Below are 24,967 nucleotides of genomic sequence, written 5' to 3' on the forward strand. Positions count from 1 at the left end.
CTGGTTCACGGGGGTGGTGGATCGCGGGAGATCGATCAGCTCAGCGTTTTGTAATGTTGTTTTGAACGGGTAGTAATAAAATGAGGTCGATATAACTTCTGAATTGTAATTAGTAACACTGAGGTCAGTTTATATGGAGATCGAGATCATTGGAATATTAGACGATAAGAAATATTCAATCGGCAAAATCTCTGTCTCTAAGAAGGGAGATGTCTACATTTTCCACAAACAAAAAGGATTAAATTTCCATACTTCAAGGCATAAAAGTGGATCTTTACATTGGAAACCTTCACCACTCGGGTTAAAACAACCCATTAGGCATTCTACACCTACTGACGATTTCAAAGGAATTGAACAATTAGAATGTTGGGCACATAGTCAAATCAATTCGGCCAAACTTTCTGGTCTTTATCCAGAATATAAAATGAAAAAACAAGATGACAAGATATGTGCAATCAATTTTGGGGCCTATATGGGGGAATTTGATTTGATAAATTTAATGGTATTCATGTTAACCCAAGAAGGAATACCATTTCTCTATACTAGTTCGAATAACCTCACAAAACGGCAGATTTACTTATATGCTGATTCTTTTCCAATGATCGGGATTATAGTAGGTACACCCGGGGGTTTTCCATCACGAAGAGAATAATTCATTGTACTGTTATGATGCGGAAAAAACGTGGCTGGAATACAACCAGCAATGCAATCGCATCACGGTTACGAAGCGACTGGCTGTATATCCTTTTCGCTCGTAGGAATAATGCAGACAACACTGCCGGGAATCAGGGCTTCAAGAGAGCCCTTTAAGGAATCGATGGACTCCTGCATATCCCCCACCTTCTGCTCCGGATCAAACCCAAGGTAGATGTCGATATAGATCCTGGCCCCGGACCGGCGCGACCGGACACCGTGGAATTCATGGAACTTTTCGAACGAGCCGACCAGTTCCTTTAAGATGACAATCTGGAGCTCTTCTTCCAGAGTCTTGTCAAACAGATCCGGAAGTGAGGAGGAGATCTCCCGGTATCCCGCGAACAGCAGGAACCCGATAATAACCAGAGAGGCGATCGGATCGATATACTCCGACCAGCTGTACTGGACGAGGAGCACCGAAAGCACCAGCGCAAAGAGGATAAGGAGGTCGGAGAAGGTCTTGGCCCGCCGGAGCCGCCACTGGGCCTCCATGATGGGAGTGGGCTCTTTCTGCGCGAGGCGATAGTTTTTCTTCCAGTGGTACGAGTCCGTGATACTGACAAGGAGCATGAGCGGAATACCGATGAACGCAGCGTCCATATCGAAATGTTCGGGATTGAGAATCCGGTGCATGGTGAAGAAGAGCAGGATCACGATGGATATGAACATCACACCACCCGTGATGATCCGTGTTAAGGACTCGAACTTTCCCATGCCGTAATCGTACGTGAACTTCCCGCCAATCGTCACCCTGCGTATGATAATGAGGGCAAAGGTGGTGGCCAGGATCTCGTTTGCACCCTTGATGATATCGGCAAACAGGGTCATGGATCCGGAGAGGATAACCGCGATGGACTCAGGGATCAGGACAAGGAGATCAATGCAGAGCCCGGTAAAGACCAGCTGCTGGCGGGACTCTCCGGTTTCGCCTCCTCCGTTGCTGATCTCTTCACCTGTCATGTATGTCTATACCTGTATGATTGGAATACTAATGAAACTTCAGGACGGCGACAATCCCGTTTATACGTAACGGAGGGGACCGTGCCTGTCCCCACAGAAACCGCCCCTGCGCATTGCGATAGTGCCGTATTACCTGTTCAGGAACGTTCAATGAATCGAACTGAACAGACTCTGGTTAATTTTTTGCAATTACAGCTTACTTAAAAAAAAATTTCAATCAAAGTCCGGTTGAAAACTTTTAATCAGGGTCTGATTGATCCGGATTTGTTTTTCAAACGCGATCGTGATCGCGATGCGAAATTTTCAAGCAGGGTTCGGTTATTTTTTTTCAATCGAAGTCTGCCTGAAAAAATAAAATCAAGATCTGCTTGAAAAATTTCAAGCAAGGTTTGACGTAAAAATGTTAGTCAGACTCTGCTTAAAAATTTCAAATCAAAGTCCGGTTGAAAAATTTTAAGCAGGGTTTGATTGCATTGCCGGGGGAAGGTTTACGTCTGAAGGGTAGCATCGGATTCATTTTTCAATCAAGGTCCGGTTATTTTTTTTCAATCAAAGTCTGCTTAAAAAAATAAAATCAAAGTCTGGTTGAAAATTTTTCATCAAGGTCCGGTTTCTTTTTTTCAATCAAAGTCTGCCCAAAAAATTTCAATCAAGATCCGATTGAAAAATTTCAGGCAATGTCCGGTTGATCCGGATCAACTTTTCAAACGCGATCATGATCGCGATGAGAAATTTTCAAGCAGGGTCTGATGAAAAAATTTCAGGCAAAGTCTGCTTGAAAAGTTTTCGTGAAGGGTTTGGATCTGTGCACGGAATGGGACAAACAGTCCCTGAACCGCCGCGGGGGCGTCCCTTTTAGGTGCGGCGGCGTTCATCATATCCGGGGGTATGGGGGCATCAGTCCCCATCTTTGTACTTCACGCAATACATGCCAATGCTGTTGTCTTCAACCGGGACTTGATGCAACCGACAATTGCCTCATTGATATTTTCAATTGCTTCCTTGAGAGTAGCGCCTTCGGTCATGCATCCCGGCAGATCAGTACATTCCACAACATACCGCCCGTCTTCATCCTGTTCTATTAAAATTGAAAATTTCATAATCTGATCTTATATTGACTGTATGCCGGGGGCTTCAATAAAGATATATGAGAAGGTCGCGGGACATTTTTGAAGGGTGACTTATCCAGAAATCGCGTGGCCTTCCCCAAGTGATGCAATCCCGCAAACCTGTTTTAGCAATTGATATGAGGCGGTGGAGATTTCACGGAAGGGGGCGGGCGCTGAGAATAGGGGCGAAAAGTGCGGATACTACAGCAGCCGATTCTTCGATGGCAATTTCAAAAAAGGGGAATGTGACAACTGAATGGAAATGTCGGGATTGTCGGGATTATGTCGGGCTAATGTCGGGATTGTCGGGATTCTTTTTCACCAGAACATACTCAGTAGCCCTGCCCTTCTTATCCCGTTTCAAGAAAATACCCTTCATGCAAAGATCATTCAAGTCCCGGAGAGCAGTCCGATCAATAGCACCGGTAAGTTCCCGGTACGCTTTATTCGTGATTACGTCCTGCTCCCTGACATACCGCACGGCTTGAACCTGCCGGTCAGAAAGTCCCATTGCAAGAAGTCGTTCATCCGTGTAGAAATCTTTGGTGAATGTTACGCTGAACCAATCCGGATGTGCAGAAAATTCCGGCTCGGGAATCCCGTGATTCTGGCAGAGCGTAATCATGCGGCTTGTACCCGTGCCCCACTTCTCCAGCAATTCACCGTAATAAAAAACCTGGGCGAGCAGCGTATTTCGCGGTAGTGAACGATGACCTTCCTGCCGGAGTTCATCGACCGTCATCCCCTCCGGAAGACCACCGGGGTTTGTGATCACGACGCGAACATCGTAAACTCGGATCTGGATCTCGGAACCGGTCTGGAAATAATCCCGGTGGATAAGCGCATTGATCACCGCTTCACGCAGGGCTTTGATCGGGTAATCCCAGATCTCGGTTCGTTGCATTGCAGACAGCGGCTCCGTTTTGACCGGCTTTTCACCGAATTCATACCGGACCTGCATATATTGCTGGAACAGTTGCACCGCTGCATCCACCTGTGAGAAGAGATTGCCTTTCAGGATTTTGTCATCAATGATGGTAATGGCGTCTTTGAACCGGCCCATGTGTATCTGGGCAGAAGTGAATGAAGCCTGCGGGTTTTTCCCAAACAGCAATATTGCGCCACGAGTGATTTTTCCGTCACGGATCAATTCCAGTTTTTGCAGGAGGCTCTCAACAGATTCATCATCGCGGGCAAACGGGAGCCGGTTTTTTGCAAGTTCGCGAAAGCGCTTTACCGCTGCGGGGTCAATCTGCTCAAGAGCATAGTCGTCAGCGATGCTGTCCCATTGAACACCCAGTTTTGCAATGAAGTAACGCCCCAGCTGCTCGGCCGGGATCTCGCGCGTTGTGTTGCCTACCCGCTGAAAATACCTGCCCCTGCATGTGGCAAGGGTGGTGCCGGGCCTTACTTCGATAACAAGCACGGGTTTTTTCTTTTCCTGCTGGACAGAGACCGATGGCTGGACCCGGAGTATTTCGACAATCTGGTTGATGATGGTCTGCTGTGCCCGGTCATCACCAGTCCACCCGATAACCGTTCCATTATCCCTCACCCCGATAAGGAGGGTCCCCCCTTTGGTATTGACGAATGAGGCGAGCGCTTCAAGACCGTGGTCGTTCCACTGCTCCTTGAATTCCACAGTCTCGCTTTCGCCGTGCCGGATAAGTGCAGTGAGATTGTCCATTGGGCAGGTACTCCCGCTTAAAATCCTGTTTTTAAAGATACGGGTTAGTGTGTTATTGATTTATCCATAAATGCTGGAAAACGCGAAGCTGGTCGCGGAGCCGGGGTGTGCAGGCACACGGTCTGCGGGGTCGCTCGGCCACCTCGTCGGGGCCTCGCTGGGCGGGTCGGTTTAAGGGGATAAGCAGTCCCTGAACCGCCGCGGGGGCGTCCCTTCGGGGGCGGCGGCGTTCATCTATTTCATTTTCATGAATGTTCCGGAGGAACGACTAGCTCGATTCTTTTAACACCTTCCATTGAGACAAGAGCATCGAGATTTCTTACGTCAATCCACACTACAACGACGTGAGATTCTGCATCTCGTATTATCACTGAGGTAGCGATGGGATCAATAAGTTGTAATGGAGCAGTCGAATTAAGATGAATAATCAGGTGGACCTGATCACCTGGCGGATTACCAGATTTATTCGATAGATTAAACTTAGTACCTGCCTGATCGGCTGGGATTAACTGGTTGGATAAGATCATGAACTGTTTCAGTTCGTCAACAGATACTATGTTTTTTGGAAAACTCGGATCAATGATCTGGAGAAGGTTATCCGGGATTTTATTCCGGGGATATGTCAGATTTTCCCGGTACATTTTCAGCGCAAGGACTATCTCTTCGTTGGACTTGGCATTCGCATTTATTGTTCCAGCCAGGGTTTCGTTTCCCACACTCTTCCCAATCCCGAACGATTGTTGCCCCGCACACCCCGCCGTCAACAGCACCGCCACCATCACCAGCATCAGGGCAAGCGTTACACGGATGGAAGTTATGGGGCGGCCAGCAGTCAAGGAAATTACCTGAACCAAAAATCAGTTCCATCGGGTAAATATATTGTGAAATATTTTTGAACCCGGTCCCTGAACCGCCGCGGGGGCGTCCCTCCGGGGGCGGCGGCGTTCATCGCTTCCAGGGGTATGGGGGCATCAGCCCCCATCTTTATACTTCATTACGGATTCCCTACGTCACACAATGCTGCAAACCCGTTTTCGTAATTGAATTGACGAAATTGTTATGATAATGGAGGTGCATCATAAAAAGAAGAGGTAAAAATGTGAAAATTAGAAATCATGAACTTACTGGAACAGACATCGTTGCTTCAATTATATTTGGAGTGGCTGGCATTTCTGCTTTTATTCTAATCCTGGAACTTGCTCAATTGAAATCTATTCCTGGAACTTTCTTCATTGATGTCACAAACGCATGCATTAACACTTCTGCATTTTTCCTAGCGGCAATTTTCGCAATATATGCTATCATTGTCACTCTTAACAAAACATTTCCGGGTGAATTTCTATACCTAACGATAGTACCCATAGCAGCAATTATTACCGGAATATTTACAATAATATTTTCTTATTTTCCAGCAACTGCACCATTGGCAATAGCCTTTCTTGGGGTATCGTTGGAGCTTACGATTCTGACATTATCTATAATATACTTCTTAATTAATGTCACAATTCCACTAAACAGAACCCGAAATAAACCTCTACCAATTAATCAGCCTGCAACGAATAAAAAGGAATAATTCTTCATTTATTTGTCAAGAACAATAAATTCTATATGCATTTTACAATATTTGGAATTAAAACATGAGATACTTTCAGATATTAACTAAAAAATACAAAGTTTATTGAGTTACACTTTGAGTTTCTTTAAAAAAAGGGAAGATTGAGAGAGAGAACAATTCACTTGTGCGTAAAATACGCCACAATCCCATCATCACTAAACGCATCGATCTTCACAAACCCGACCCGCTCGAACTGGATGACCTTCCCGAGTTCTGAGCGTACAGCAGGTTCGCAGACGCCGGCAATATCCCCTTCCTGCGTGCGCAGCGTGCAGGGAACCTGGTCTGCAACAGGCAGCCACTGGATGATCGGGGCCTTTGCCGCCCGGGCATCGGCCAGCGAATCGCCGGCATAGGTGAAATGCGGCCTGCCACGGTCGTGCTCCACCGTGACATTGAACAGGTCCTTGAGCCGGATCATGGGCCTGTCTTTTCGCTCCAGTTCCGCCGCAGGGATGGAGACGGCACCGGTGAAAACGAGCGTCCGCACCCCCCGCTTCTCATCGGCGGGGTGGAGCAGTGCATGGGTTGTCAGGTGCGGGGCGGCATGGATTACAATGCTCACGGGATCTGCAACAAAGAAATACCGGTTCGCCACCGGATCAACGATCTTCTTGTTCTCTGAGTACAAGTTGTCCCACGAGAATGAGATATCCGTGTCCCCGATACCGATCGCAAGCATCGCATTCTTGACGGCCTCGGGGCTGATCCCCCTGCGGGCGAGTGCCCGTAACGTGCCGAGCCGGATATCATCCCAGCCGGTATACGTCCCGTCATTGATGCCGAGCCGCATCTGGGACGTCGAGAGCACCACGCCCTCGATGCCCATCCGGCCATAGTGCCGGTACACCGGCACCTTCCAGCCGAAGTGATCGTAGATGTAGCGCTGGCGCCGGGTGTTGGCGATATGATCCTTGCCCCGGATCACGTGCGTGACCCCGAGCAGGTGATCATCGGCCACTACCGAGAAGTTCATCAGCGGGTAGACATGCGCTATCACCTTCGGGTGCGCCGGGGCGTCAAGGATACGGAACGCGGGGAAGTCCCGCATGGCCGGATCCGGGTGGAGCAGGTCGGTCTTGATCCTGACCGATGCCTCGCCTTCCTTGAACCCGTGGGTGAGCATCTTGTCCCAGAGCTTAAGGTTCGTCTCGACCGACTGCTCCCGGCAGGGGCAGGCGATCTTCTTGTTCTTGAGCTCCTTGAACTGCTCGTTGTCGCAGGTGCAGACATATGCCCCGTTCCGCTCGATCAGCTGCGTGCAGAGCACATAGTACAGGTGCAGGCGATCGCTCTGCGTCACGGTGTCGGTAATACCAAGACCCAGCCACCTGAGGTCCTCAGCCACCATCTCGTACGCCTCGGGATCGACCCGCTTGGGATCGGTATCCTCGATGCGCAGGATATAGCGCCCGCCGTACTGTTTGATGTACGCATCATTGAGCGCCGCAGCCCGGGCATGCCCGATATGGAGGGGGCCGGAAGGATTGGGGGCAAACCGCATCACTACGCCGTTTTCAGCCCCTTCGAGATCGGGCAGCACTTTCTTGTGCTCGTGCTTCTCGGAGAGTGCCGCAAACATTTCGGGTGCACGGGTCTGGAGAGTTGTTACCCGCTCTTCAGGAGAAAGGGCGGCTACCTCCGCAATCGCTTCCTTTGCAAACGCGGATACCTCCTTGGCCCGGCTCCGCAGTTCCGGGTGTGCCCCCATCACCATACCCATGACGGCTCCTGCCTGCGGGACACCGCCATGCTTCACGGCATTCTGGAGTGCACACAAAAAGAGGAGCTCTTTTGGATCATCCCCGGGCATTGTTAATAACTCCGGGTAACAAAAAATTCGCCGATGTCCATCAGGAGCTGGCGTTCTTTTGAGGCGGGGAGCAGCGAGAGATGCTTGTTGCTGGCAACGACAAGGTCTGCTGCGATCTTCTTAACCTCGTCGATCACGCCGGCATAGGTCAGCTCTTTTATCGCTGCATCGATATCGGCTTTCGAGAGCTCGCGCCGGTATTTCTGCAGGTCGATACCCTTCTCCCGCGCCTTGATCATGATGATCGTCTGCTTGCCTTCCCGCAGGTCGGAAGCCTGGTCTTTGCCGCTCTTCTCTGAAGGCGTGAGCAGGTCAATTAAGTCATCCTGAATCTGGAACGCGATACCGGTGTTGAGCCCGAAGTTATAGAGGGCTTTTACCTGCGGGGCAGTGCCCCCGGCAAGAATGCCGCCGATACCGGCAGCGGCTGCGTACAGCACCCCGGTCTTTTTCCTCACCATCTCGATGTACTCGAACTCGCTCACGTCATTGCGGTGCTCGAACGACATATCCATGTGTTGTCCCGCACAGATATCGGCGCAGGCGCGGGCGAGCATGGTGACCGAGCGGACTTTTGCTGCATCGGTGGCCTTTGCCATGCAGATATACTCGAACGCCCGGGCATAGAGCACATCGCCGGCAAGAATACCGGTCGGCATATCCCATTTCGTGTGCACGGTCTGGACACCCCGGCGCAGGTTGTCGTCATCCATGATATCATCGTGGATGAGCGTGAACGTGTGCGTGATCTCCAGCGCGAGAGCCGCGTGCATGATATCATCGGAGCTTCCGTGATTCACAGAATCTGCCGCCAGCATGACAACTGCGGGGCGGAGCCGTTTGCCGCCGGCAGCAAGCAGGTGGGCTGATGCCTTGTTCAGTTCACCCACCGTGTCAACAAAATACCGGTCGATCATGCGGTCAATCTGTGCTGCAACCGATTCCAGGTACGGGGATAGTTCCGACATGTATGATTCCTCGTTTTAATTGAGTTTGACCCGCTGCCCGTTCTTCAGCATGTGGACCGTGGACTGGGCCGTGTATCCCATCTCGGTGGCAAAGTCCGTGTAGCCGGCCGTCATCTTCAGGTGCCCGTGGGCAGGGATGATGTGCTGCGGCTGGAGCAGCTGGATAAACTCGTAGTGATCCTCGCGGTAGGCGTGACCGGATACGTGCAGGTCTTCAAAGATGCGTGCACCGGCATGCCGGAGGTGCTGCTCGACCATGTAGCGCTGGCCGAAGTTCATGGGGTTCGGGATTACGTTGGCCGAGAAGACGACCTTGTCGCCCTTGGCCAGCTGGTAGGGGGTATCCCCGAGCGCAACGCGGGTAAGAATGGAGCCCGGTTCGCCCTGGTGCCCGGTGACGATTGGGAGGAACTGTTCTTTTCCCATCTTCATCATCCGGCGCATGGTCCGGTCAACGGTCCTGCGGTTCCCGAACACACTGGTGGTCTCGGGGAAGGAGCAGAGTTTCATCTGCTCTGCGGTCACGGAGTATTTCTCCATGGACCTGCCGAGCAGCACCGGCTTCCTGCCGATCTCGTGCGCACACTCCGCGATCGTTTTGACACGGGCAATGTGCGAAGAGAAGGTAGAGACGATGATGGCGCTCTTGTCATCCTCGTAACTGGTGATGACGTTCCTGACGAGATCGCGGGCGATCCGCTCGCTCGGGCACCGGCCGGGCCGGTCGATATACGTGCTCTCCACGATAAGGGCGAGCACGCCTTCCTTGCCGATCTGGCGGAAGCGGGCAAAGTCCGGCGGTTCGCCGATGACCGGTGTCCGGTCGAGCTTGAAATCACACGCATAGACGATCGCACCGTGGGGAGTGTGAAGCACCGGCGTCACGGTATCGATGATCGAGTGCTGCGTGCGGACGAACTCGAGCACAAGGTTCGGGGAGAGCGTGTAGCGCTGGCCGGACTTGAGGGCAAAGAGCTTGTTGTTCACGCCGAACTTCTGCTCACCGGAGATCTGCTGCCGGATAAGTTCGGTGGCATACGGGGTTGCGATGATGGGTGCATTGTACCGGTGCGCCAGTTTCGGGATTGCCCCGATGTGGTCGAGGTGGCCGTGCGAGCAGACGATCGCCTTGACCGACCCTTCGATCCCGTTCATCAGGGTATCATCCGGTATCGCCTTGATCTTGATCAGGTCAAGGGAATGCATATTCTCAATTTCCGCGTCCTCGTGGATCATTATCTGGTCCAGCCTGAGGCCCATGTCAAAGATGACAATTTCCTTTCCGCAGCGGACAGCGGTCATATTCCGCCCGACCTCGTCGTATCCGCCCACTGCAATGACTTCTATATCCATTTTTTTATCTCCTTACGTTTCTGTATGTATATTCTGCCTGAAGAATTCCCCGGTTTGATTGGGTTATCGCTTGATACGCGCCGGATTGTCCTTATCGATCATCTGGCGGGTCATTCCGGTAAGATACATCGGGGCCTTCCTGAGATCGGATACCCGTGCAGAGCCGGTCAAAAACATCGTGACCATAAGCTGCTGGTGTATCACATCGATCACGTTACCGAGTGCCTCGTCGTTTTCCATTGCAGGTTTGAGCAGGGGCAGTGCCATTCCACAGAGATCTGCTCCGAGTGCAAGCGCCTTTGCGATATCAAGACCGCTCCGGATTCCCCCCGAGGCAATCACCGGGCTGCCCGTTGCGAGCACTTCTGCAAGACTGACTACCGTGGGAATGCCCCAGCAGGAGAAGTCCTGCCCTAATGATTTCAGGGCATGGTCTTTTGCATTTTTACTCTCGTCTGCCCGGACGCTCTCGACAGCAGCCCAGGACGTACCGCCCCAGCCACCGATATCGATCGCACTGACACCAGCACCCCAGCACTGCCGGGCCGTTGCCGCAGAGATACCGCAGCCGGTCTCTTTTACGATAACCGGGGTCTTGAATTCCCGGCAGAGTTCTTCGATTGCCGCAGAGCAGCCGATGGCGTTATGATCGCCTTCCGGCTGGATCGCTTCCTGCAGGAAATTTAAGTGGATTGCAAGGGCATCCGCCTCGATCATCGAGACGGCACGCTCTGCCCATTCGATCCCGTGGTCGCGGAGCTGGACGGCACCCAGGTTTGCAACCAGGAATGCGTGGGGCGCCTCATCCCGGACAACCGAGAACGTATCCTCGAGCCGGGGATTCTCCAGCGCCGCACGCTGGGAGCCGACACCCATGCCGGCCCCGTAGTGTTCAGCTGCCCGTGCAAGCCGGGCATTCACATCTTTTGTTCCCGGGTGACCACCGGTCATGGCCGAGATGAACAGGGGGGATGAAAACGTGTGGTTCAGGAACCGCGTCGAGAGGCTGATCGCTCCCTTGTCACATTCCGGCAGTGCGTTGTGCACAAACCTGATGCTCCCAAACCCGGCATCCCCGCTCTCGACTGCTTCTTCTGCACAGATGCGCAGGTGGTCAAGCTTGCGCGAGGACGTAAACCGCTTCTTGTCACTCATGTTTTATTCCCCTTAACGGTTGTCCCGCCGTGGCCGGCTCCGGAAAGGAAGTCGGCTACCCGCGAGACATGAAAGATATCTGACCCGATTCCCGCATCGGCGAGTTCGAGCAGTTCGTTGATTTTGCCTCTCATTCCACCGGTGACATCGGTATGCATCGAGTTGCCGATGCGGAGAGTTGGCATCGTGTCCCGGGTAATTTCCGGAACAACCCGCTCTCCATCCAGCACTCCCGGTACATCGGTGGCGAGCCCCACGCGGCTGATACCTAATCCAACCGCGAGATACCGCACGAGCTGATCGCCCGAGACGATACAGGCTCCTTTTGAAAGGTCCATCACCACGTCGCCGTGGATCACAGGGACCATCCCCAGGCCCAGCATTGTTTCAAGGTGCCGGCATTCGAAGGAGACCAGCCGGCCGTTGTCCGCAATCGCGGTATGAAGCGGGTGGACCCCAATCGCGGCAACCCCCTGTTCGCGGAGGGTTGCGACAACCTCTTCGTTCAAACGGCTGACTGCCCGGTGGGTGACATAGATCCCCTCGGTCTGCCCGGTTACGGCACCGATATCCAGGTTGTACCGCTTCGCCTCGGGATGCCCGCAGGAACCGGCACCGTGTATGACCACAATGCCACCCGTGCGTGCCCGGGCAATCGAGCCGGCAATAGATGCCAGCTGCCCGCGGTTGATTGCACAGTCTGCACTCTTATCGGTGATTACACTTCCGCCCAGTTTTAAGATCAAGCGGTCAGACATTCTTCTCCTTGCGTGCCCCTTCCGTGTCGATACCCGTAATGATTGCCCGGGCATCGCACGCCTCAATGGCACTGGCAATCCGGTGTTTGATGGGCTTGGGGCAGAGTGCCACCATACAGCCCCCGCCACCGGCACCGGTGATCTTTGCCCCGAATGCCCCTGCCGCCCGTGCAGCAAGGACCATCTTTCCAAGCTGCGGGTGCCCGACACCCAGCACTTCGAGCAGGGCATGGTTCATGTTCATGTATTTTCCCAGTTCCTTGGGATTGTTGAGGTGGTGGATCGCGCTCAGGCTCACCCCTTCGATCGCATCGAGCACGGGATCGACAATATTGGGGTGCTTCTTTTTCAGTTCGCTCACCTGCTCTACCATCTTTGAGGTGCTGTGGGAGACGAGCGAGTCCCCGATCACCAGGTGAATGTTCTGCGGGGGCAGTCGCCTGCGGGAACCGCCGCTGATAAGCACAATTCCCCCGTACGCAGATACGGTTGTGTCCGTGGGGCTGGCCCGCCCTTTCTGCACGGTCTTTTCGATCTCAAAGGCCATGTCTGCGATATCTTCCCGGGTCTTGTGCAGGGAGAATTCATCGTTGATGGCCGACAGGGTGGCAACCGTGACTGCGGCGGACGATCCCAACCCGGACGAACTCGGGATCTGGGAGTTGATATAGACACTGCCCATCACGCCCATCGCCTCGAAACACCCGTCGATGTACGGCGATTTCGCCCGCTGGGGGCGCTTGGTGTTCCTCACCGTGACAAACACCCGGGGCTTGATGGCCATGGCTATGCCGGGCTTTCCATAGACTACTGCATGCTCACCGAACAAGAATACCTTGCCCGGTGCACTCCACGTTGCCAACTTTATATCACCGTAATGGCCGCGTACCCGACGACTTCGCGGGTGTCGCCTGTCACATCCCCGCTCGTCGCATACCGGATAAGCTTTGCCGATTTCGCCCCAAGCCTGCTGCAGGCGTTCACCATGGCAGTGATCGGGCCATACCCGCAGGCGGTTACGCGTCGCTCCTCGATCCGCCGGTAGAATTCCAGCGTGTCGAGAGTAGCTAAGGGTTCGATTGCATAAAGATCATCTGATTTTGCCTTCTTCTCCGGCACATAATGTGAGAAATCACTGGAAGCAACGATCCTGATATCCCGCTTTGTCAGCCGGACTGCCGCTTCTATCTTCTCTGCAAGCCGGATCGCACTTGCATAATCCTGCTGCCCCATCATGATCGGGGCAATACGGGCACGCGGGAACCGGTACTTTATCAGCGGCATCTGCACTTCTAACGAGTGCTCGTCCCGGTGAGAGAGTTCATCGGTCTCCATATCCAGCGCTTCTACAAACCCGGTGTCCGTATCAACCACACCGAGCGGAGTTTCCCAGGGAACGGCAGAAACACAGCTGATATACCCGCGATGGGAAGGGCCAATCACCACAAAAGTGCCGGAAAAATCCGGAGCAATAGAACCGAATGCATGGGCGGCTACCTGCCCTGAATAGATATATCCTGCATGGGGCGATACGATACCCAGAGGTGTTCCCTCCACCCGGGTGCCGGAGAAAAACTTCTCGAGCAGTTGCTCCAGATGGGAGGGGTCTCGCGGATAGAACATGCCGGCTACTGCGCATGTACGCATCTTCATCGGATCAACCCTCTGGTCGTACTCATATATCTAACGATCGGTCACCCTGAAAAAAAGGTGAACTGATCAAAACTCAGTTTCGAAGTCTTCGGGAGAGAGTGCTGTCGAGATGCCGCGGAGCCTGAGCATCTCACGGGTGAGCAGGAAGTAGATCATGGAGAGTGCCTTGCGACCTTTGTTGTTGGTCGGGATGACTAAGTCAACATACTTGGTCATATTGTTGGTATCGCAGAGTGCTACAACGGGGATACCACACTGGACTGCCTCGTTGATAACCTGTGCGTCACCGATCGGGTCGGTTACAACAACGACCGACGGCTCAATGTATTCAGAGAGAACGGGGTTGGTCATGAGACCCGGGATGAAGCGGCCGGTGGCAGACATTGCACCGATGGTGTCGGCAAACTTCTTTGCCGGGTACTGGCCGTACTGGCGGGAGGTGACCACGAGGATATTGGGTGCCTCGAACTGGTTTAAGAACTTGGCCGTGGTCTTGATCCGGGCATCGGTCTCGCGGATATCAAGGATATAGAGTCCATCGCCGCGGACGCGGTAGATGAACTTCTTCATATCTTCGCTCTTCTGCTGGGTACCGATGTGAACACCGGCTGCAAGGTACTCTTCGACGGGGATGAGTGGCTCTTTTAATTCGATTTCCATTTCATTTACAGTAGTCATAGCTGTTCCTCTATGCGTATCAGTTCGTTTAATTTGGCAATGCGTTCTCCGCCAACGGCTCCGCATTTTAAGAAAACGCAGGAGAACGCGGTTGCAAGGTGGGCGATTGTTGTATCGGTGGTTTCACCGGACCGGTGGCTCATAACCGTGTCCAGGCCATGGGTGTGGGCGAGCCGCACTGCGTCATAGGTCTCAGTGAGGGTTCCCACCTGGTTGGGTTTTATGAGTACGCAGTTTGCGGCATCCTTCTCGATACCCTGCGCGATGCGGTCAACCTGGGTCACAAAGATGTCGTCCCCGCAAAGGAGACAGCGATCCCCGATCTGGCGGTTGAGCTCGGAAAAGGCGTCGAAGTCTTCCTCGAAGAGAGGATCTTCAACATACACAAGATTATACGTGTCAACCAGCTCGGCAATGTAGGCGATCTGGTCTTCAGTTGAGCGCGTCTTGTTGCGGTACTTGTACCCTTCCCCGGTCCACATCTGGCTTGCCGCAACATCAATACCCATGTCGACTTCTACATTCAGTTCGTCGGCAACAAGTCCGGTCGCCTCGGCAATGAGCTCAAATGCGAGGGCATCGTCAATCTGCGGTGCCCACGCACCCTCATCACCCTTGCCGCAGGATTTCCCTTTTTGCTTCAGAAGTTCCTTGACATGCCGGTGGACCGCTGCATTGGCAAATACGGCCTCTTCTGCATCGGCTGCTCCCCCGGGCACGACAAGGAATTCCTGGATCTCGGTGGCATTTGCCGCATGTGCCCCGCCGCCAATAATGTTACCTAAGGGGAGTGGCATTTCCTTGACAAATGCCCCGCCCAGATAGCGGAAGAGCGGCATGTCACTTGCGGATGCTGCTGCCTTGGCATTGGCAAGCGAGAGTGCTACGGCAATATTAGCCCCGATCTCCGAGAAATCGGCAGTCCCGTCGATATCACGGAGCTGCTCGTCGAATCCTTCCTGGTCACACGCATCCATGCCGATGAGTGCGGGAAGTACATTCTGGTAGGCATAGTCAACCGCCTCGCGGGGTTCCTTGACTTTTGCCTCAAAGGCCCCGGTGCTGGCACCGCTGGGCGCTGCAGACCTTCCAAAACCATTCGCCGTGTATACGTCCGCCTCAACGGTCGCATTGCCCCGGCTGTCCAGGATTGTCCGCAGTTCGATAACCTCTATGGTCGTCATAAGAGTCCTCTACTTCCTTTTTACGGTAATGGGGATGGTGTGGTTGTTGAATTCCTCGATGGCGATCTCAAGCGGATCGATCCGTGTCGTCGTGATAAGTAACGGAGCACCCATTGATATCTGCAGAGCCCTTGCTCCAATGATCCTTGCCCGTTCATACCGGGAGTATGTCTGCGTCTGCATTTTTTGTCCTCAAAATGATGTTTTTCGTTTGATAATGGGGTCGCTGAGATTCGAACTCAGGTCACTGCGTCCCGAACGCAATAGGATGGTCCAGGCTACCCTACGACCCCTCGGTCATATGGTCAATCTAATTGTAAGGGTTGAGCTCGTCAATGACGACTTTATGGGTCAGGAGCATGCGCCTGCAGCAGTACCGGGTAATATTAAGATCGGTGAGGATCTGTTTGGGATCCTCGCCTTTCTCCCGCCTCTGCCTGAACTCTTCCCACGCGGTGGAAATCGGTTTTCCACAGGTGAAACATCGTACGGGTATCATTATTTTAACCTCTCATCATATCTGTTATCTTAACGATAAGACTTTTGGAACTTTGCCCTTGCACCGGAACCATGCGGCTTCTTGGCTTCTTTCTGCCGCGAGTCATTGACAAGGAGTGTCCTGTCATAGGTAAGGTAGATATCCTTGATCTGGGGTTCGTTGTGCCAAAGGAGGATGCCACGGGCAAGTGCGGTCCTGACCGCCTCTGCCTGTCCCATCACACCGCCACCTGCGACATCGATGGTTACATCGATACCGTGCACCGCGTTGGGTACCAGGAGGAGAGGCTCAGAGATCTTCATCCGGGTGACATCAGAGCCGTACTGATCGAGCGGTACTGAGTTGACCCGGATAACGCCTTTGCCTGCCTTTAAGGTCGCCCGTGCGATTGCAGTCTTGCGTTTTCCGCTTGTGTTAATGATCTTTACCATGGGAACCAGCCTCTAGAACTTTGCTCCGAGGAACGTGCTCACTGCGCCGAGCGTGATGTGGCTCGGGTTGTTCAGACGGTTCATGTGTGCGTCTTCGAGCACTTCCATCTCCTTTCCGACAAATTCTGTTGGAACACCGACGTAGCACTTGATGCGCTTCATGGCCTCAACACCACGGGGGCGTTTGTACGGCAGCATGCCGCGGATCGTCCGCTTCATGAGATGGTCGGGCCGGCGCGGGACAAACGGTCCCCAGCGGTTGCCGCTGGCGCCGCGTTCCACCTTGTGTTTGTAGTTGCCGAGCACGCGTGCACGGCTGCCGGAGATGATTACTTTTTCTGCGTTGACAATTGCAATCGTTTCTCCGGCAAGCCCGCGCTGTGCGACAAGGCTTGCAAGACGCCCGAGAAGCAGTCCGTCACCGTTGATTACTGTTACCATATCTTCTTCACCTCAGGATCCGGACACCGCTGCCTTTCGGGTTGTCCTGCAGGAGCTGCTCAATCGTCATACACTGTCCCTTAGCGTCCTTGATCTTGCTGGTCGCTGATGCTGAAAAATTCAGCGCTGCAACCTTGACGGACTGCTCCAGCAGGCCGCTGCCCAGCACTTTGCCCGGGACGATGATTGTCTCGCCGTTCTGGGCATAGCGGTTGATCTTGGACAGGTTGACCTCAGCGTAATTCCGGTTGGGGGTCTCTAACCTGCTTGCGATCTCGCGCCAGATCTTAGCCTCATTCTCCCGTGACTTGTTCTTCAGGAGTAAGATAAGGCTGGTAAGACGGGGGTTCGTCTTCTCTACAATTCTTGTCATTTCTTTTCATCCCCTGATATTTCGCCTAGCTGGTGTTCCAGCTCGTCTGACTGCTCCTTGATATACAGAAGTGCCCGATTCATGATCTCTTTTACCGGCAGTGAACCGTCGCCCTCGACCACGAAAATATAGCGGTCTGCTTCGGCGGATACACGGATTGCCGGTTCATCACCGATACCGCTCGTCATGCATGCCTTTTCACAAAGCTTGCACATGGAACAGTCGGGAAGTTTACCATTCACTACTTCGACTTTCTTGCCGCGAACCGCAAGCACCTGGCGGGGACACTCGTCCACGCACATACCGCAGGCATCACAGGCTTCGCTGATCGAGACTACGGGGTGGTTTTTGTACCCGCAGACCAGGGTCGGCTGCCATTTTGAGTGCACCTTACCGGTATTGAGGACCGCTTTTGCTTCAAGGACAAGGGTCTGCCCTTTCGTGAGCTTCACGATGGGGACATTGTCGTACACCGGCACCGCTTTCGGGTCTGCCGGGATCAGGTCATTTGAACTGACCATCCGGGGGCCTTCGGCGCTTAAGGTGTAAGTCACCGTGCAGCCCGGGCATCCTGCCCCGCCGCACGTGCATTTCTCTTGTGTCGAATAGGATGAGAGATCGGTCTTTATGGGAATAAGTCCGAGGCGGTGTGCCAGCATCTCGTCAAAGAGCGCACTGGTATTGTTATAAATGCGCACATCTTCGATTGCAAGGGTTGGCACTTCGCCGATCATTGCCCGCCGGAAGGCGTTGGCAAATGCCGGGCTCGCTCCCGAGAGAGTGAATCGCGCCAAGGAATCGTCCAGACTGGCGAATTCTATCTGCATCACACTCTCCTTCCGCGTCTGCCGCCTTTCGGCCGGCATGAGTCGTGGGGAACAGGTGTAACATCTTCAATGCGGCCTATGCGCATGCCTGCACGGGCAAGTGCACGGATGGCTGCCTGGGCACCGGGCCCGGGGCTGCGCTGCTTGCCCTGTCCGGGTGCTCGCACCTTGACATGGACACCGACAATGCCCTTTTCACGGGCTGCCTGGGCAACGTTTCCTGCCATCTGCATGGCAGCATACGGGGAGCTCTCATTGCGGTCCTGCTTGACGACCATACCACCACTGCTTTTTGTGACCGTCTCTGCACCGGAGAGGTCAGTTACCGTGATGATAGTGTTGTTGAAGGACGCAAAGATGTGAGCGATACCCCATTTTTCCTTGTCATTTGCTGCCATTATCTACCTCCACGCTGGTATCCCTGCTGGGGGGCTGCCTTGGGGTTGCTTGCCGGCTTGGCAATGCGGGTCCTCTCAGCATTCGAGTCACTGACGAACGAGGATGTTCCGTAATAGGAGATCTGTCCTTCTTCGATCCGGTTGACGCGGTAGCCGGGAATGGTGGTACGCCTTCCGGCGATTGCGATATGACCGTGGGTGACCATCTGCCGCGCCTGTTTGGGCGAGCGGGCGAGTCCCTTGCGGTGTACCAGGGTCTGGAGACGGCGATCGAGCTGGGCCTGTACCTTTAAGGAGAGCACAGCTTCGATATCCGCATCGGGGCCGAGAAGTCCTGCGCGCTGGAGGTGGCTGATAAGCTCGTCCCTCTTTGCTTCGAAAATGTGCTTGTCGGTGGCACTGGATGCGAGCACGAGAAGGTTACGGGCACCCTTGCGGTATTTGCGCAGGTCTGCCTGGGCTTTCCAGACTTCACGCTTGTTGCGGAGACCGTATTCGATGACAAGGCGCGTTTCGGATTCGATACGCGTCTTTTCAAAGGGCCGCTTCGGTGGCTGGTAAGTCTTGTGGTTCTTTCCGGGGTATCCCATGATTAGCTTCCTCCGGCTTTCTTCTTGCTCACACCGACGGTCTTACCGGTTCTGCCTGTCGACTTGGTGCGCTGACCACGGACTTTCTGGCCGGTCTCATGGCGGATGCCCTTGTAGCACCGGATCTTTCTCATGAGGTTGATGTCTTCATCGTTTGCGAGAGCGACATCACCGCCAAAGAGGTGCTTTGTTTCGCCAGTGTACACATCTTTCGGCCGGTTTGCCATCCAAGCCGGAATCTTCGTGATGTACTCTTCAACAGCGACCCGGAGCCGGTTTACCGACTCCTCTTCAAGGCGACCGAGTAACGCGTATTCGTCAACCTTCGCCATCCGGGAAATAACCGTGGAGGTATGCCTGCCGACACCCTTGATGCCGGTGAGCGCTACTCTCACGGATTTGGTACCATCGAGATCGGTGGTTCCAACCCTTACAAAGTATTTTATATCGTTTTCCTGAGCCATCCAATCCCCTCGATTGGTGAGATTGTCTCTTTGAGCGCTGAGGGGGAGATTTGAACTCCCGAGTCCTTTCGAACACAGGTTTAGCAAACCTGCGCCATACCAGGCTTGGCTACCTCAACAGAGGAATCTCGCATCTTGTAACAGACACTCGCAGTGGATAGTCACTGCTCCATGAATGGTGCTTTATAATATGGGTACAGTTGGGTAATAAGTGTTGCGGGCAGCCAGTTCCACAGAGATGGGGGCCGGGGACCCGAAGAGGATAGAAGGAATTTATTGGATCTTCTCACGTTTACAAATATTTTCCCTATTATGTATGCCGGGATTCCGGGGCATTGTTATTCTTAGTACCTTAGTGTGTGTGCATCCTATTTCAAAAATGCCGGGTCCGGTTATCAGATAAAGGGGGAGATGCAGGCCTTGATCCGCCGCGGGGGCGCCCCTTCGGGGGCGGCGGCTCCATCCTTACTGTTTATTATCTCCATCTAAGTATGACGATTCGCAAGCAAGAAGTTGCACATACTAAGTATGTCTGCAAAATATGCATGCAAAAAAATATGATGAACTCCTTTTTCTTGTAAAATAGCCACGATTTTTTTCCCAAAAGGGGGTGGGTACCCCTCCCACACTCAAGGGGTCCCCCCACTCTAAAAACAGAGAGGGGGTACCCCACCCCCCTGTCTCGCGCAAGACAGGGTACCACCCCCCCTCCGGTCGCACGCACACGGCCACGGCTTCGTGTGGAATCACGACGGAAAGGGGATTTCATGAGAAGGTATCCGGGAGAGGGCATACCCCCTCTCCAAAAAGTGAGCGGGGGGTACCTGCCTACCCTACCCCCTCTCGCAAACAAGAGGGGGGGTCCCCCTACCCCCCTGTCCTTCGCAAGACAGGGTACCACCCCCCTCAGGACAACGAGTAAGGAGCAGAATACCAATTATCCAGCACCAACCCAAAATGATAAGACCACTGCACGTAAGACATATCTTACTGATAAGCCATGGATGTTGCAATCACTAAAATGAGTTCCAAGGGACAGATCGTTATCCCCGCATCGATGCGAGCCGATCTTCCCGAAGGCGAGAAGATCCTGATAATCAAGGACGGGGAACGGATCATTCTCAAACCGCTCACCGATCTTGAACCGGCATTGCGGGATGACATTCTGTTCGCGGAAAAAACCGAACTGGCATTCGAGGAATACAAGAAAGGGACATTTATCCGGAAGAAAGAGGGTGAGTTCGTCGATGAGTTAGACTCATGGTAACCGTTTCGTACCACCCGCATTTTGAGAAAACAATCCGGAAGATCAACGATGCCCGGCTTAAAGAACACGTGAAGCAACAGATCCGGAAGATCATTGGGAATCCATCGATTGGAAAACCGATGGGGTATTGCCGGAAACAGACCCGGGAAGTGTATATCCCACCATTCCGGTTATCGTACTGGTATGATAAGCGCCAGGATACCCTCGTTTTCCTCGCTCTCTATCATAAAGATGAACAATAATCCCGCACTCCGGGAAAAGTTGGGAGAAGTTCCTGCTCATCGCTCCGCAACCTACCCCAACTCAAACGTGGTCACGCCAAAAATCTCATCCAGCAGGAGAGGTACGGGATCCGGTGAAGTATAGAGCCGGGCGGTGTAAAAGACCGGGGTCATCTTCCGGTCCTGCACGAGCGCAACCGCAGCCGCATTCGGGACCGGGATATCGAGATAGAACTGCTCGCCGGGAATTCCCGCAACAAGGCCATCGAGAATCCGTTCAGCGGTTGCCCGATCACGGGCGAAGAGCGGACCGATCTTGTGGCCCGTGTGACAGACCCGCCGCACACCATACCCTACGATTTTCCCGTCACGGTCCAGCTGTGCCAGACCATAATGCTCCTTCTGCCGGATCCAGCACCGGAGGAACCGCTCGCGACGGGCCGGGAAGTGCGCCGCGTCATAGTCAGCCAGCGTGTCGAAATCCACATCACGTATCGGGGTGAGTCCCGCTGGCATTGCACCCCCGCCGACACCCTCGTACCGGGCATTGTTGTAGTGCAGGAAAAGGCCGCCGCTCTTCTCGTAATTGGCCACCATTGCGACCACGCCATCACAGCCCACAACGCGGGTGCCGGCATGCTGCATTGCGTACCGGTAGAGCTGCATCCCTATCCCCTTTGCACGGTAGGCCGGGTCGACGACAAAGAAGCCGTAAAACGAGAACCGGTCATCGTAGTTGACCACCGAAACCGTGCCCACGATCTTGCCGTCTGTTTCCGCACAGAAAAACCCCCCCGGATCAACGGCAGAGAAACATTCCGCATCAGAAAGACCGGGGTTCCAGCCCTCGTTCGCAGCCCACGCTACTGCGACAGCAACTTCCTCTCTTTTCATCACCCGGAACTGAATGCCAGCCATTTTCCTATTCTCCTGTTACGGTTATTGGCAGGAAAGCTACATACACATGACGGTTTTTGACGGGGCCGGCGCATTTTTAAAATCCGAAAAAAATAGGGGGTCAAGGGGATGCTCCCCTTGGGCTGCCTCCCCCTCTGGGGGAGAGAGGGGGTCACCCTCCTTACACCCGTAGTGAATAAACGAACAATAAGAGAAATCGGGTTTCAACGAAATCGAAAAATCCAAAAAAAGAAGTTATCGGATCGCCCTACATCGCATTGATCAGCGATCTGCGGGTGATGAGACCGAAGAGTTTGCCCTTGTCCATCACTGCTATCGAGCTGATGTTCTTTTTTACCATCGTATCGATAACCCCGGAGACGGTAGCCGTACGTTCCACTGATAAGAGCGGAGCGCTCATGATGTCCTTGACAAGCAGGTTCCGGATCCGGTGGTCCTGGTGGTTGTCATCAACCGATTCGCGGAACTTGCGCATCGCAACCGCTACATCCGTCTCGGTGACAATGCCGGTGAACTTATCGTGCTCCGTAACCACGAACCGGGTGATGTTGTCATCCAGCATCCGGCGCCGCAGGTGGACTACCCGTTCGTTTGCTTCGATGGTGACGGCCTTTTCTACCACATCATCCATCCCGTTCTCCGGCTTGACTTTCTTGAGCAGGTCAACGGCACTAACCTGGCCGATGAGTTTGTGATCCCCGTCATATACCACAACCAGTTTGTAGCGCTGGAGCAGGGGGACGAGCACATTGACACTCTCATCAGGATAGACACTGGTGAAGTCTTCCTCAATTACACTTGATACATGGATTGAAGTCGGGGCGATATCGGAGTTCTGCTTGCTCCCCAGCTTCGCGGCGATTGCCTGCCTGGATACGGTGCCGATTACAGAGTTATTATTAACGGCTATCAGGGGGTCGATCCCTTCTGCCAGCATCTTATCGAGCGCTTCGGTGATCTTGGCCGATTTGGCTATGGTAGTCGGTTTTACCATTACATCTTTGATAAAAACTTCTTTTGTCATTTCGCCACTTCCTTTATAATATCATCGCGTTTTATGATCCCGGAAATCGTGTTGTTCTCCATGACAACAAGGCTGTTGACATGATGTCTGTCCATCAGTGCGATAGCGTCGGGGAGCCGGGTTTTTGCAGGTACCGTGATCACGGGACTGGTCATCACGTCTTCTGCAGTCACCGAGGCGACCATGAGCGAGCCCTGCCCGCCTGCCCCGTCCGCTTTGTCACGTCTCGTTATTGCTACGTCTTTTCCAACCACACCTGAAATCTTGGGCTCATCTTCATAGAATGCAAGGTTCGTTTCCGTGATGATTCCGGCAGGCTTGCCATCATCGTCCATCACCAGCACCTTGTCATTGCGTTCCCGCATCACGCTGATCACATGATCGAGCGAATGGTAGCGGCTGACCGTCACCACATCCTCCATCACGTCCCGGACCGGGAGGCTCAGGCGCCGGACAAGGACGGATTTCATCAGATCAGTCTTGGTGATGATCCCCACAACGGATCCTGCTTCAACCACCGGAACGCTGCTGATATTCTTCTCGGTAAACAGCTTAGCGATCTTCTCGATCCCGGTACCGGGATCGACAGTCACGGGGTTTTCAGTGGCAAGGGCGCCCACCGGGATCCGGTCGAGCGGGCGCCGCCTCCATGCCGGTTCGCCCTGCTTCAGGCGGTAGGCAATATCCTTTTTTGTGAGTATTCCGGTCAGTTTCTGCTCTTCCATGACCAGGATGCGGGATATCTTGTGCCGCACCATCAGGTTCCGGGCATGGGCTACGGTTGCGTCAGGAGAGATGAAAAAGACCGGTGCGGTCATTACGTCGCGTGCGAACATGGCAGTCATCCCCTCGCAAATGCCCGGACCAGATCGAACTCGGTCACAAGCCCGATCAGCCGGGAATCCTCAATCACCGGTAATGCCCCGATATTCTTTGCAAGCATCTCCCGGGCTGCTTCATTAATGCTCTTTTCCGGAGTAGTTGTGATAAGATTTCCCTTAATCAGTGTCCTGACGGGCAGTCCCATCACTTCCGAGATATTCCCGGTGGTCAGCCGCGAGAAGACTTCCCGGCTGCCGAGATAGCACATCAGGTCAGTTGCCGTAACAATGCCGTACACGACATCGTCGCTCACTACCGGTAACCGGCGGAGCCGGTATTTCGTCATGTCATGGGCGACTGTTTCTATCGGGCAGTCCGGCGCAGTCACCCGCAGGGACGTACTCATCACATCTTCGACCTTGAGCGAACTCTGCTGTGCCCCCAGCACCCGCATCACATCCCGTTCAGTTACAATCCCGGTAAGAACCCCGTCGTTGTCTACGATCGGGAGCCCCCCGATCATTTTTTCGACAATCTCTTTAACCGCATCGCGGATGGTTGCATCGTGCGTGAGCGTGACCGTCTGCTGCGTCATGATCGTTCGAACGTTCTCGTTCACCGCCGAGAGCAGGTTGCCGCCATGTTTGACCTGTACGAGCTTGTACTTGTCACCTCCCCCCATGAAATTGATCACATCACCCGATGTGATGATTCCCCGCAGTTTTTTTGTGCCTGCATCGGTGACAGGAAGCCGACGGAAACCGCACGCGGTCATCTGTTCCACAGCCCCGAAAATACTCGTAGTAGGGGGAACTGAAATGACATCGCGGGTTGCGATCGCCATGATCTCGCCTTCCTGCTCTGCAATATGTGATTTAAACTCAACCGGCCCGCGGTCGAGTTTTCCCTGCATCTTTAAGAGCCGGTCGCCCTGTTTGATGCCCCGATCATTCTGGTGCATTCTCACCTCTGGAGGGTCATAAAACCCACTTCTGTAATTATCCCTGGAAGATTCCTTCCAGAAGTATCCTGTCCATGTTGATCCTGCTGGTGATGGCGCGGT

General features: G+C 53.6%; 30 protein-coding genes and 2 tRNA genes. 4 read left to right on the forward strand and 28 right to left on the reverse strand.

Annotated features, from left to right (window positions below; genetic code table 11):
- Positions 1-133: 133 nt before the first annotated feature.
- Positions 134-652 carry a hypothetical protein gene (locus WC593_06875; GenBank protein MFA4824868.1) on the forward strand — a complete coding sequence of 173 codons (519 nt, stop codon included), beginning with the start codon at positions 134-136 and terminating at the stop codon, positions 650-652.
- A gap of 68 nt (positions 653-720) precedes the next feature.
- Here WC593_06875 and WC593_06880 read toward each other — a convergent pair whose 3' ends face one another.
- The 4 genes from WC593_06880 to WC593_06895 form a co-directional block, all read right to left on the reverse strand.
- Positions 721-1,656, reverse strand: coding sequence for a cation diffusion facilitator family transporter (locus WC593_06880; protein ID MFA4824869.1), 936 nt, complete (start codon positions 1,654-1,656; stop codon positions 721-723).
- Between the two features lie 917 nt (positions 1,657-2,573).
- Positions 2,574-2,756, reverse strand: coding sequence for a type II toxin-antitoxin system HicB family antitoxin (locus WC593_06885; protein MFA4824870.1), 183 nt, complete (start codon positions 2,754-2,756; stop codon positions 2,574-2,576).
- A 289-nt stretch (positions 2,757-3,045) separates the two neighbouring features.
- Positions 3,046-4,452, reverse strand: coding sequence for a helix-turn-helix domain-containing protein (locus WC593_06890; GenBank protein ID MFA4824871.1), 1,407 nt, complete (start codon positions 4,450-4,452; stop codon positions 3,046-3,048).
- A 245-nt stretch (positions 4,453-4,697) separates the two neighbouring features.
- Positions 4,698-5,288 carry a hypothetical protein gene (locus WC593_06895; GenBank protein ID MFA4824872.1) on the reverse strand — a complete coding sequence of 197 codons (591 nt, stop codon included), beginning with the start codon at positions 5,286-5,288 and terminating at the stop codon, positions 4,698-4,700.
- A 263-nt stretch (positions 5,289-5,551) separates the two neighbouring features.
- Here WC593_06895 and WC593_06900 point away from each other — a divergent pair, with 263 nt between their 5' ends.
- Positions 5,552-6,025 (forward strand): hypothetical protein, encoded by a 474-nt coding sequence (locus WC593_06900; GenBank protein MFA4824873.1) that lies wholly within the window; start codon positions 5,552-5,554, stop codon positions 6,023-6,025.
- Between the two features lie 160 nt (positions 6,026-6,185).
- Here the strand turns inward: WC593_06900 and WC593_06905 are convergent, their stop codons facing one another.
- The 20 genes from WC593_06905 to WC593_07000 form a co-directional block, all read right to left on the reverse strand.
- Positions 6,186-7,880, reverse strand: a complete 1,695-nt coding sequence (locus WC593_06905) for a glutamate--tRNA ligase (protein MFA4824874.1) — start codon at positions 7,878-7,880, stop codon at positions 6,186-6,188.
- Between the two features lie 2 nt (positions 7,881-7,882).
- The gene (locus tag WC593_06910; GenBank protein MFA4824875.1) at positions 7,883-8,848 is read right to left on the reverse strand and encodes a polyprenyl synthetase family protein; all 966 of its coding nucleotides are present in this window, start codon (positions 8,846-8,848) and stop codon (positions 7,883-7,885) included.
- Positions 8,849-8,863: 15 nt separating this feature from the next.
- Positions 8,864-10,201: an RNase J family beta-CASP ribonuclease gene (locus WC593_06915; GenBank protein ID MFA4824876.1), complete on the reverse strand. Its 1,338-nt coding sequence runs from the start codon at positions 10,199-10,201 to the stop codon at positions 8,864-8,866.
- Between the two features lie 63 nt (positions 10,202-10,264).
- The gene (fni, locus tag WC593_06920; GenBank protein MFA4824877.1) at positions 10,265-11,356 is read right to left on the reverse strand and encodes a type 2 isopentenyl-diphosphate Delta-isomerase; all 1,092 of its coding nucleotides are present in this window, start codon (positions 11,354-11,356) and stop codon (positions 10,265-10,267) included.
- On the reverse strand, positions 11,353-12,114 hold the full coding sequence (locus tag WC593_06925; protein MFA4824878.1) for an isopentenyl phosphate kinase: 762 nt from the start codon (positions 12,112-12,114) through the stop codon (positions 11,353-11,355). Before WC593_06925 ends, fni begins: the two co-directional genes overlap by 4 nt.
- Positions 12,107-12,976, reverse strand: a complete 870-nt coding sequence (gene mvk / locus WC593_06930; GenBank protein MFA4824879.1) for a mevalonate kinase — start codon at positions 12,974-12,976, stop codon at positions 12,107-12,109. Before mvk ends, WC593_06925 begins: the two co-directional genes overlap by 8 nt.
- Positions 12,977-12,978: 2 nt before the next feature.
- Positions 12,979-13,767 carry an AmmeMemoRadiSam system protein B gene (gene amrB, locus WC593_06935; GenBank protein MFA4824880.1) on the reverse strand — a complete coding sequence of 263 codons (789 nt, stop codon included), beginning with the start codon at positions 13,765-13,767 and terminating at the stop codon, positions 12,979-12,981.
- A gap of 66 nt (positions 13,768-13,833) precedes the next feature.
- Positions 13,834-14,445 (reverse strand): 30S ribosomal protein S2, encoded by a 612-nt coding sequence (gene rpsB / locus WC593_06940; GenBank protein ID MFA4824881.1) that lies wholly within the window; start codon positions 14,443-14,445, stop codon positions 13,834-13,836.
- A complete protein-coding gene (gene eno, locus WC593_06945) occupies positions 14,442-15,629 on the reverse strand; it encodes a phosphopyruvate hydratase (protein ID MFA4824882.1) in 1,188 nt (395 codons plus the stop codon). Before eno ends, rpsB begins: the two co-directional genes overlap by 4 nt.
- 9 nt (positions 15,630-15,638) lie before the next feature.
- Positions 15,639-15,812: a DNA-directed RNA polymerase subunit K gene (locus WC593_06950; protein ID MFA4824883.1), complete on the reverse strand. Its 174-nt coding sequence runs from the start codon at positions 15,810-15,812 to the stop codon at positions 15,639-15,641.
- Between the two features lie 35 nt (positions 15,813-15,847).
- Positions 15,848-15,922 (reverse strand) — tRNA-Pro (locus WC593_06955).
- 17 nt (positions 15,923-15,939) lie between these two features.
- Positions 15,940-16,128 (reverse strand): DNA-directed RNA polymerase subunit N, encoded by a 189-nt coding sequence (locus WC593_06960; protein ID MFA4824884.1) that lies wholly within the window; start codon positions 16,126-16,128, stop codon positions 15,940-15,942.
- Positions 16,129-16,157: 29 nt separating this feature from the next.
- Positions 16,158-16,559: a 30S ribosomal protein S9 gene (locus tag WC593_06965; GenBank protein MFA4824885.1), complete on the reverse strand. Its 402-nt coding sequence runs from the start codon at positions 16,557-16,559 to the stop codon at positions 16,158-16,160.
- Positions 16,560-16,571: 12 nt separating this feature from the next.
- Positions 16,572-17,000 carry a 50S ribosomal protein L13 gene (locus WC593_06970; protein MFA4824886.1) on the reverse strand — a complete coding sequence of 143 codons (429 nt, stop codon included), beginning with the start codon at positions 16,998-17,000 and terminating at the stop codon, positions 16,572-16,574.
- Positions 17,001-17,007: 7 nt separating this feature from the next.
- Positions 17,008-17,373: a 50S ribosomal protein L18e gene (locus WC593_06975; protein ID MFA4824887.1), complete on the reverse strand. Its 366-nt coding sequence runs from the start codon at positions 17,371-17,373 to the stop codon at positions 17,008-17,010.
- The gene (locus WC593_06980) at positions 17,370-18,200 is read right to left on the reverse strand and encodes a DNA-directed RNA polymerase subunit D (GenBank protein ID MFA4824888.1); all 831 of its coding nucleotides are present in this window, start codon (positions 18,198-18,200) and stop codon (positions 17,370-17,372) included. Before WC593_06980 ends, WC593_06975 begins: the two co-directional genes overlap by 4 nt.
- Positions 18,200-18,598 (reverse strand): 30S ribosomal protein S11, encoded by a 399-nt coding sequence (locus WC593_06985; protein ID MFA4824889.1) that lies wholly within the window; start codon positions 18,596-18,598, stop codon positions 18,200-18,202. Before WC593_06985 ends, WC593_06980 begins: the two co-directional genes overlap by 1 nt.
- Positions 18,598-19,188 (reverse strand): 30S ribosomal protein S4, encoded by a 591-nt coding sequence (locus WC593_06990; protein ID MFA4824890.1) that lies wholly within the window; start codon positions 19,186-19,188, stop codon positions 18,598-18,600. The genes WC593_06985 and WC593_06990 overlap by 1 nt, the downstream gene beginning before the upstream one ends.
- Before the next feature lie 2 nt (positions 19,189-19,190).
- Positions 19,191-19,652 (reverse strand): 30S ribosomal protein S13, encoded by a 462-nt coding sequence (locus WC593_06995; GenBank protein MFA4824891.1) that lies wholly within the window; start codon positions 19,650-19,652, stop codon positions 19,191-19,193.
- Between the two features lie 35 nt (positions 19,653-19,687).
- Positions 19,688-19,771 (reverse strand) — tRNA-Ser (locus tag WC593_07000).
- An 881-nt stretch (positions 19,772-20,652) separates the two neighbouring features.
- Between WC593_07000 and WC593_07005 the strand changes: the two genes are divergently transcribed.
- Complete coding sequence (locus WC593_07005; protein ID MFA4824892.1) at positions 20,653-20,919, forward strand: AbrB/MazE/SpoVT family DNA-binding domain-containing protein; 267 nt, start codon at positions 20,653-20,655, stop codon at positions 20,917-20,919.
- The gene (locus tag WC593_07010) at positions 20,913-21,161 is read left to right on the forward strand and encodes a type II toxin-antitoxin system RelE/ParE family toxin (protein MFA4824893.1); all 249 of its coding nucleotides are present in this window, start codon (positions 20,913-20,915) and stop codon (positions 21,159-21,161) included. The genes WC593_07005 and WC593_07010 overlap by 7 nt, the downstream gene beginning before the upstream one ends.
- A gap of 51 nt (positions 21,162-21,212) precedes the next feature.
- Here the strand turns inward: WC593_07010 and WC593_07015 are convergent, their stop codons facing one another.
- From WC593_07015 to WC593_07030, 4 genes are all read right to left on the reverse strand, one after another.
- Positions 21,213-22,058, reverse strand: a complete 846-nt coding sequence (locus WC593_07015; GenBank protein ID MFA4824894.1) for a GNAT family N-acetyltransferase — start codon at positions 22,056-22,058, stop codon at positions 21,213-21,215.
- A 247-nt stretch (positions 22,059-22,305) separates the two neighbouring features.
- Complete coding sequence (locus WC593_07020; protein MFA4824895.1) at positions 22,306-23,082, reverse strand: CBS domain-containing protein; 777 nt, start codon at positions 23,080-23,082, stop codon at positions 22,306-22,308.
- Positions 23,079-23,918, reverse strand: coding sequence for a CBS domain-containing protein (locus tag WC593_07025; GenBank protein MFA4824896.1), 840 nt, complete (start codon positions 23,916-23,918; stop codon positions 23,079-23,081). Before WC593_07025 ends, WC593_07020 begins: the two co-directional genes overlap by 4 nt.
- Before the next feature lie 5 nt (positions 23,919-23,923).
- On the reverse strand, positions 23,924-24,865 hold the full coding sequence (locus tag WC593_07030) for a CBS domain-containing protein (GenBank protein ID MFA4824897.1): 942 nt from the start codon (positions 24,863-24,865) through the stop codon (positions 23,924-23,926).
- Between the last annotated feature and the right edge of the window lie 102 nt (positions 24,866-24,967).

The organism is Methanoregula sp., from assembly GCA_041645435.1.
Taxonomy (GTDB): Archaea; Halobacteriota; Methanomicrobia; order Methanomicrobiales; family Methanospirillaceae; genus Methanoregula.

Bases quoted from the DNA above. Each gene is read 5' to 3' on its own strand.
- WC593_06875 (MFA4824868.1), top strand. From the start codon at position 134: ATGGAGATCGAGATCATTGGAATATTAGACGATAAGAAATATTCAATC.
- WC593_06880 (MFA4824869.1), bottom strand. From the start codon at position 1,656: ATGACAGGTGAAGAGATCAGCAACGGAGGAGGCGAAACCGGAGAGTCC.
- WC593_06885 (MFA4824870.1), bottom strand. From the start codon at position 2,756: ATGAAATTTTCAATTTTAATAGAACAGGATGAAGACGGGCGGTATGTT.
- WC593_06890 (MFA4824871.1), bottom strand. From the start codon at position 4,452: ATGGACAATCTCACTGCACTTATCCGGCACGGCGAAAGCGAGACTGTG.
- WC593_06905 (MFA4824874.1), bottom strand. From the start codon at position 7,880: ATGCCCGGGGATGATCCAAAAGAGCTCCTCTTTTTGTGTGCACTCCAG.
- WC593_06910 (MFA4824875.1), bottom strand. From the start codon at position 8,848: ATGTCGGAACTATCCCCGTACCTGGAATCGGTTGCAGCACAGATTGAC.
- WC593_06915 (MFA4824876.1), bottom strand. From the start codon at position 10,201: ATGGATATAGAAGTCATTGCAGTGGGCGGATACGACGAGGTCGGGCGG.
- fni (MFA4824877.1), bottom strand. From the start codon at position 11,356: ATGAGTGACAAGAAGCGGTTTACGTCCTCGCGCAAGCTTGACCACCTG.
- WC593_06925 (MFA4824878.1), bottom strand. From the start codon at position 12,114: ATGTCTGACCGCTTGATCTTAAAACTGGGCGGAAGTGTAATCACCGAT.
- amrB (MFA4824880.1), bottom strand. From the start codon at position 13,767: ATGAAGATGCGTACATGCGCAGTAGCCGGCATGTTCTATCCGCGAGAC.
- rpsB (MFA4824881.1), bottom strand. From the start codon at position 14,445: ATGACTACTGTAAATGAAATGGAAATCGAATTAAAAGAGCCACTCATC.
- eno (MFA4824882.1), bottom strand. From the start codon at position 15,629: ATGACGACCATAGAGGTTATCGAACTGCGGACAATCCTGGACAGCCGG.
- WC593_06950 (MFA4824883.1), bottom strand. From the start codon at position 15,812: ATGCAGACGCAGACATACTCCCGGTATGAACGGGCAAGGATCATTGGA.
- WC593_06960 (MFA4824884.1), bottom strand. From the start codon at position 16,128: ATGATACCCGTACGATGTTTCACCTGTGGAAAACCGATTTCCACCGCG.
- WC593_06965 (MFA4824885.1), bottom strand. From the start codon at position 16,559: ATGGTAAAGATCATTAACACAAGCGGAAAACGCAAGACTGCAATCGCA.
- WC593_06970 (MFA4824886.1), bottom strand. From the start codon at position 17,000: ATGGTAACAGTAATCAACGGTGACGGACTGCTTCTCGGGCGTCTTGCA.
- WC593_06975 (MFA4824887.1), bottom strand. From the start codon at position 17,373: ATGACAAGAATTGTAGAGAAGACGAACCCCCGTCTTACCAGCCTTATC.
- WC593_06980 (MFA4824888.1), bottom strand. From the start codon at position 18,200: ATGCAGATAGAATTCGCCAGTCTGGACGATTCCTTGGCGCGATTCACT.
- WC593_06985 (MFA4824889.1), bottom strand. From the start codon at position 18,598: ATGGCAGCAAATGACAAGGAAAAATGGGGTATCGCTCACATCTTTGCG.
- WC593_06990 (MFA4824890.1), bottom strand. From the start codon at position 19,188: ATGGGATACCCCGGAAAGAACCACAAGACTTACCAGCCACCGAAGCGG.
- WC593_06995 (MFA4824891.1), bottom strand. From the start codon at position 19,652: ATGGCTCAGGAAAACGATATAAAATACTTTGTAAGGGTTGGAACCACC.
- WC593_07005 (MFA4824892.1), top strand. From the start codon at position 20,653: ATGGATGTTGCAATCACTAAAATGAGTTCCAAGGGACAGATCGTTATC.
- WC593_07010 (MFA4824893.1), top strand. From the start codon at position 20,913: ATGGTAACCGTTTCGTACCACCCGCATTTTGAGAAAACAATCCGGAAG.
- WC593_07015 (MFA4824894.1), bottom strand. From the start codon at position 22,058: ATGGCTGGCATTCAGTTCCGGGTGATGAAAAGAGAGGAAGTTGCTGTC.
- WC593_07020 (MFA4824895.1), bottom strand. From the start codon at position 23,082: ATGACAAAAGAAGTTTTTATCAAAGATGTAATGGTAAAACCGACTACC.
- WC593_07025 (MFA4824896.1), bottom strand. From the start codon at position 23,918: ATGTTCGCACGCGACGTAATGACCGCACCGGTCTTTTTCATCTCTCCT.
- WC593_07030 (MFA4824897.1), bottom strand. From the start codon at position 24,865: ATGCACCAGAATGATCGGGGCATCAAACAGGGCGACCGGCTCTTAAAG.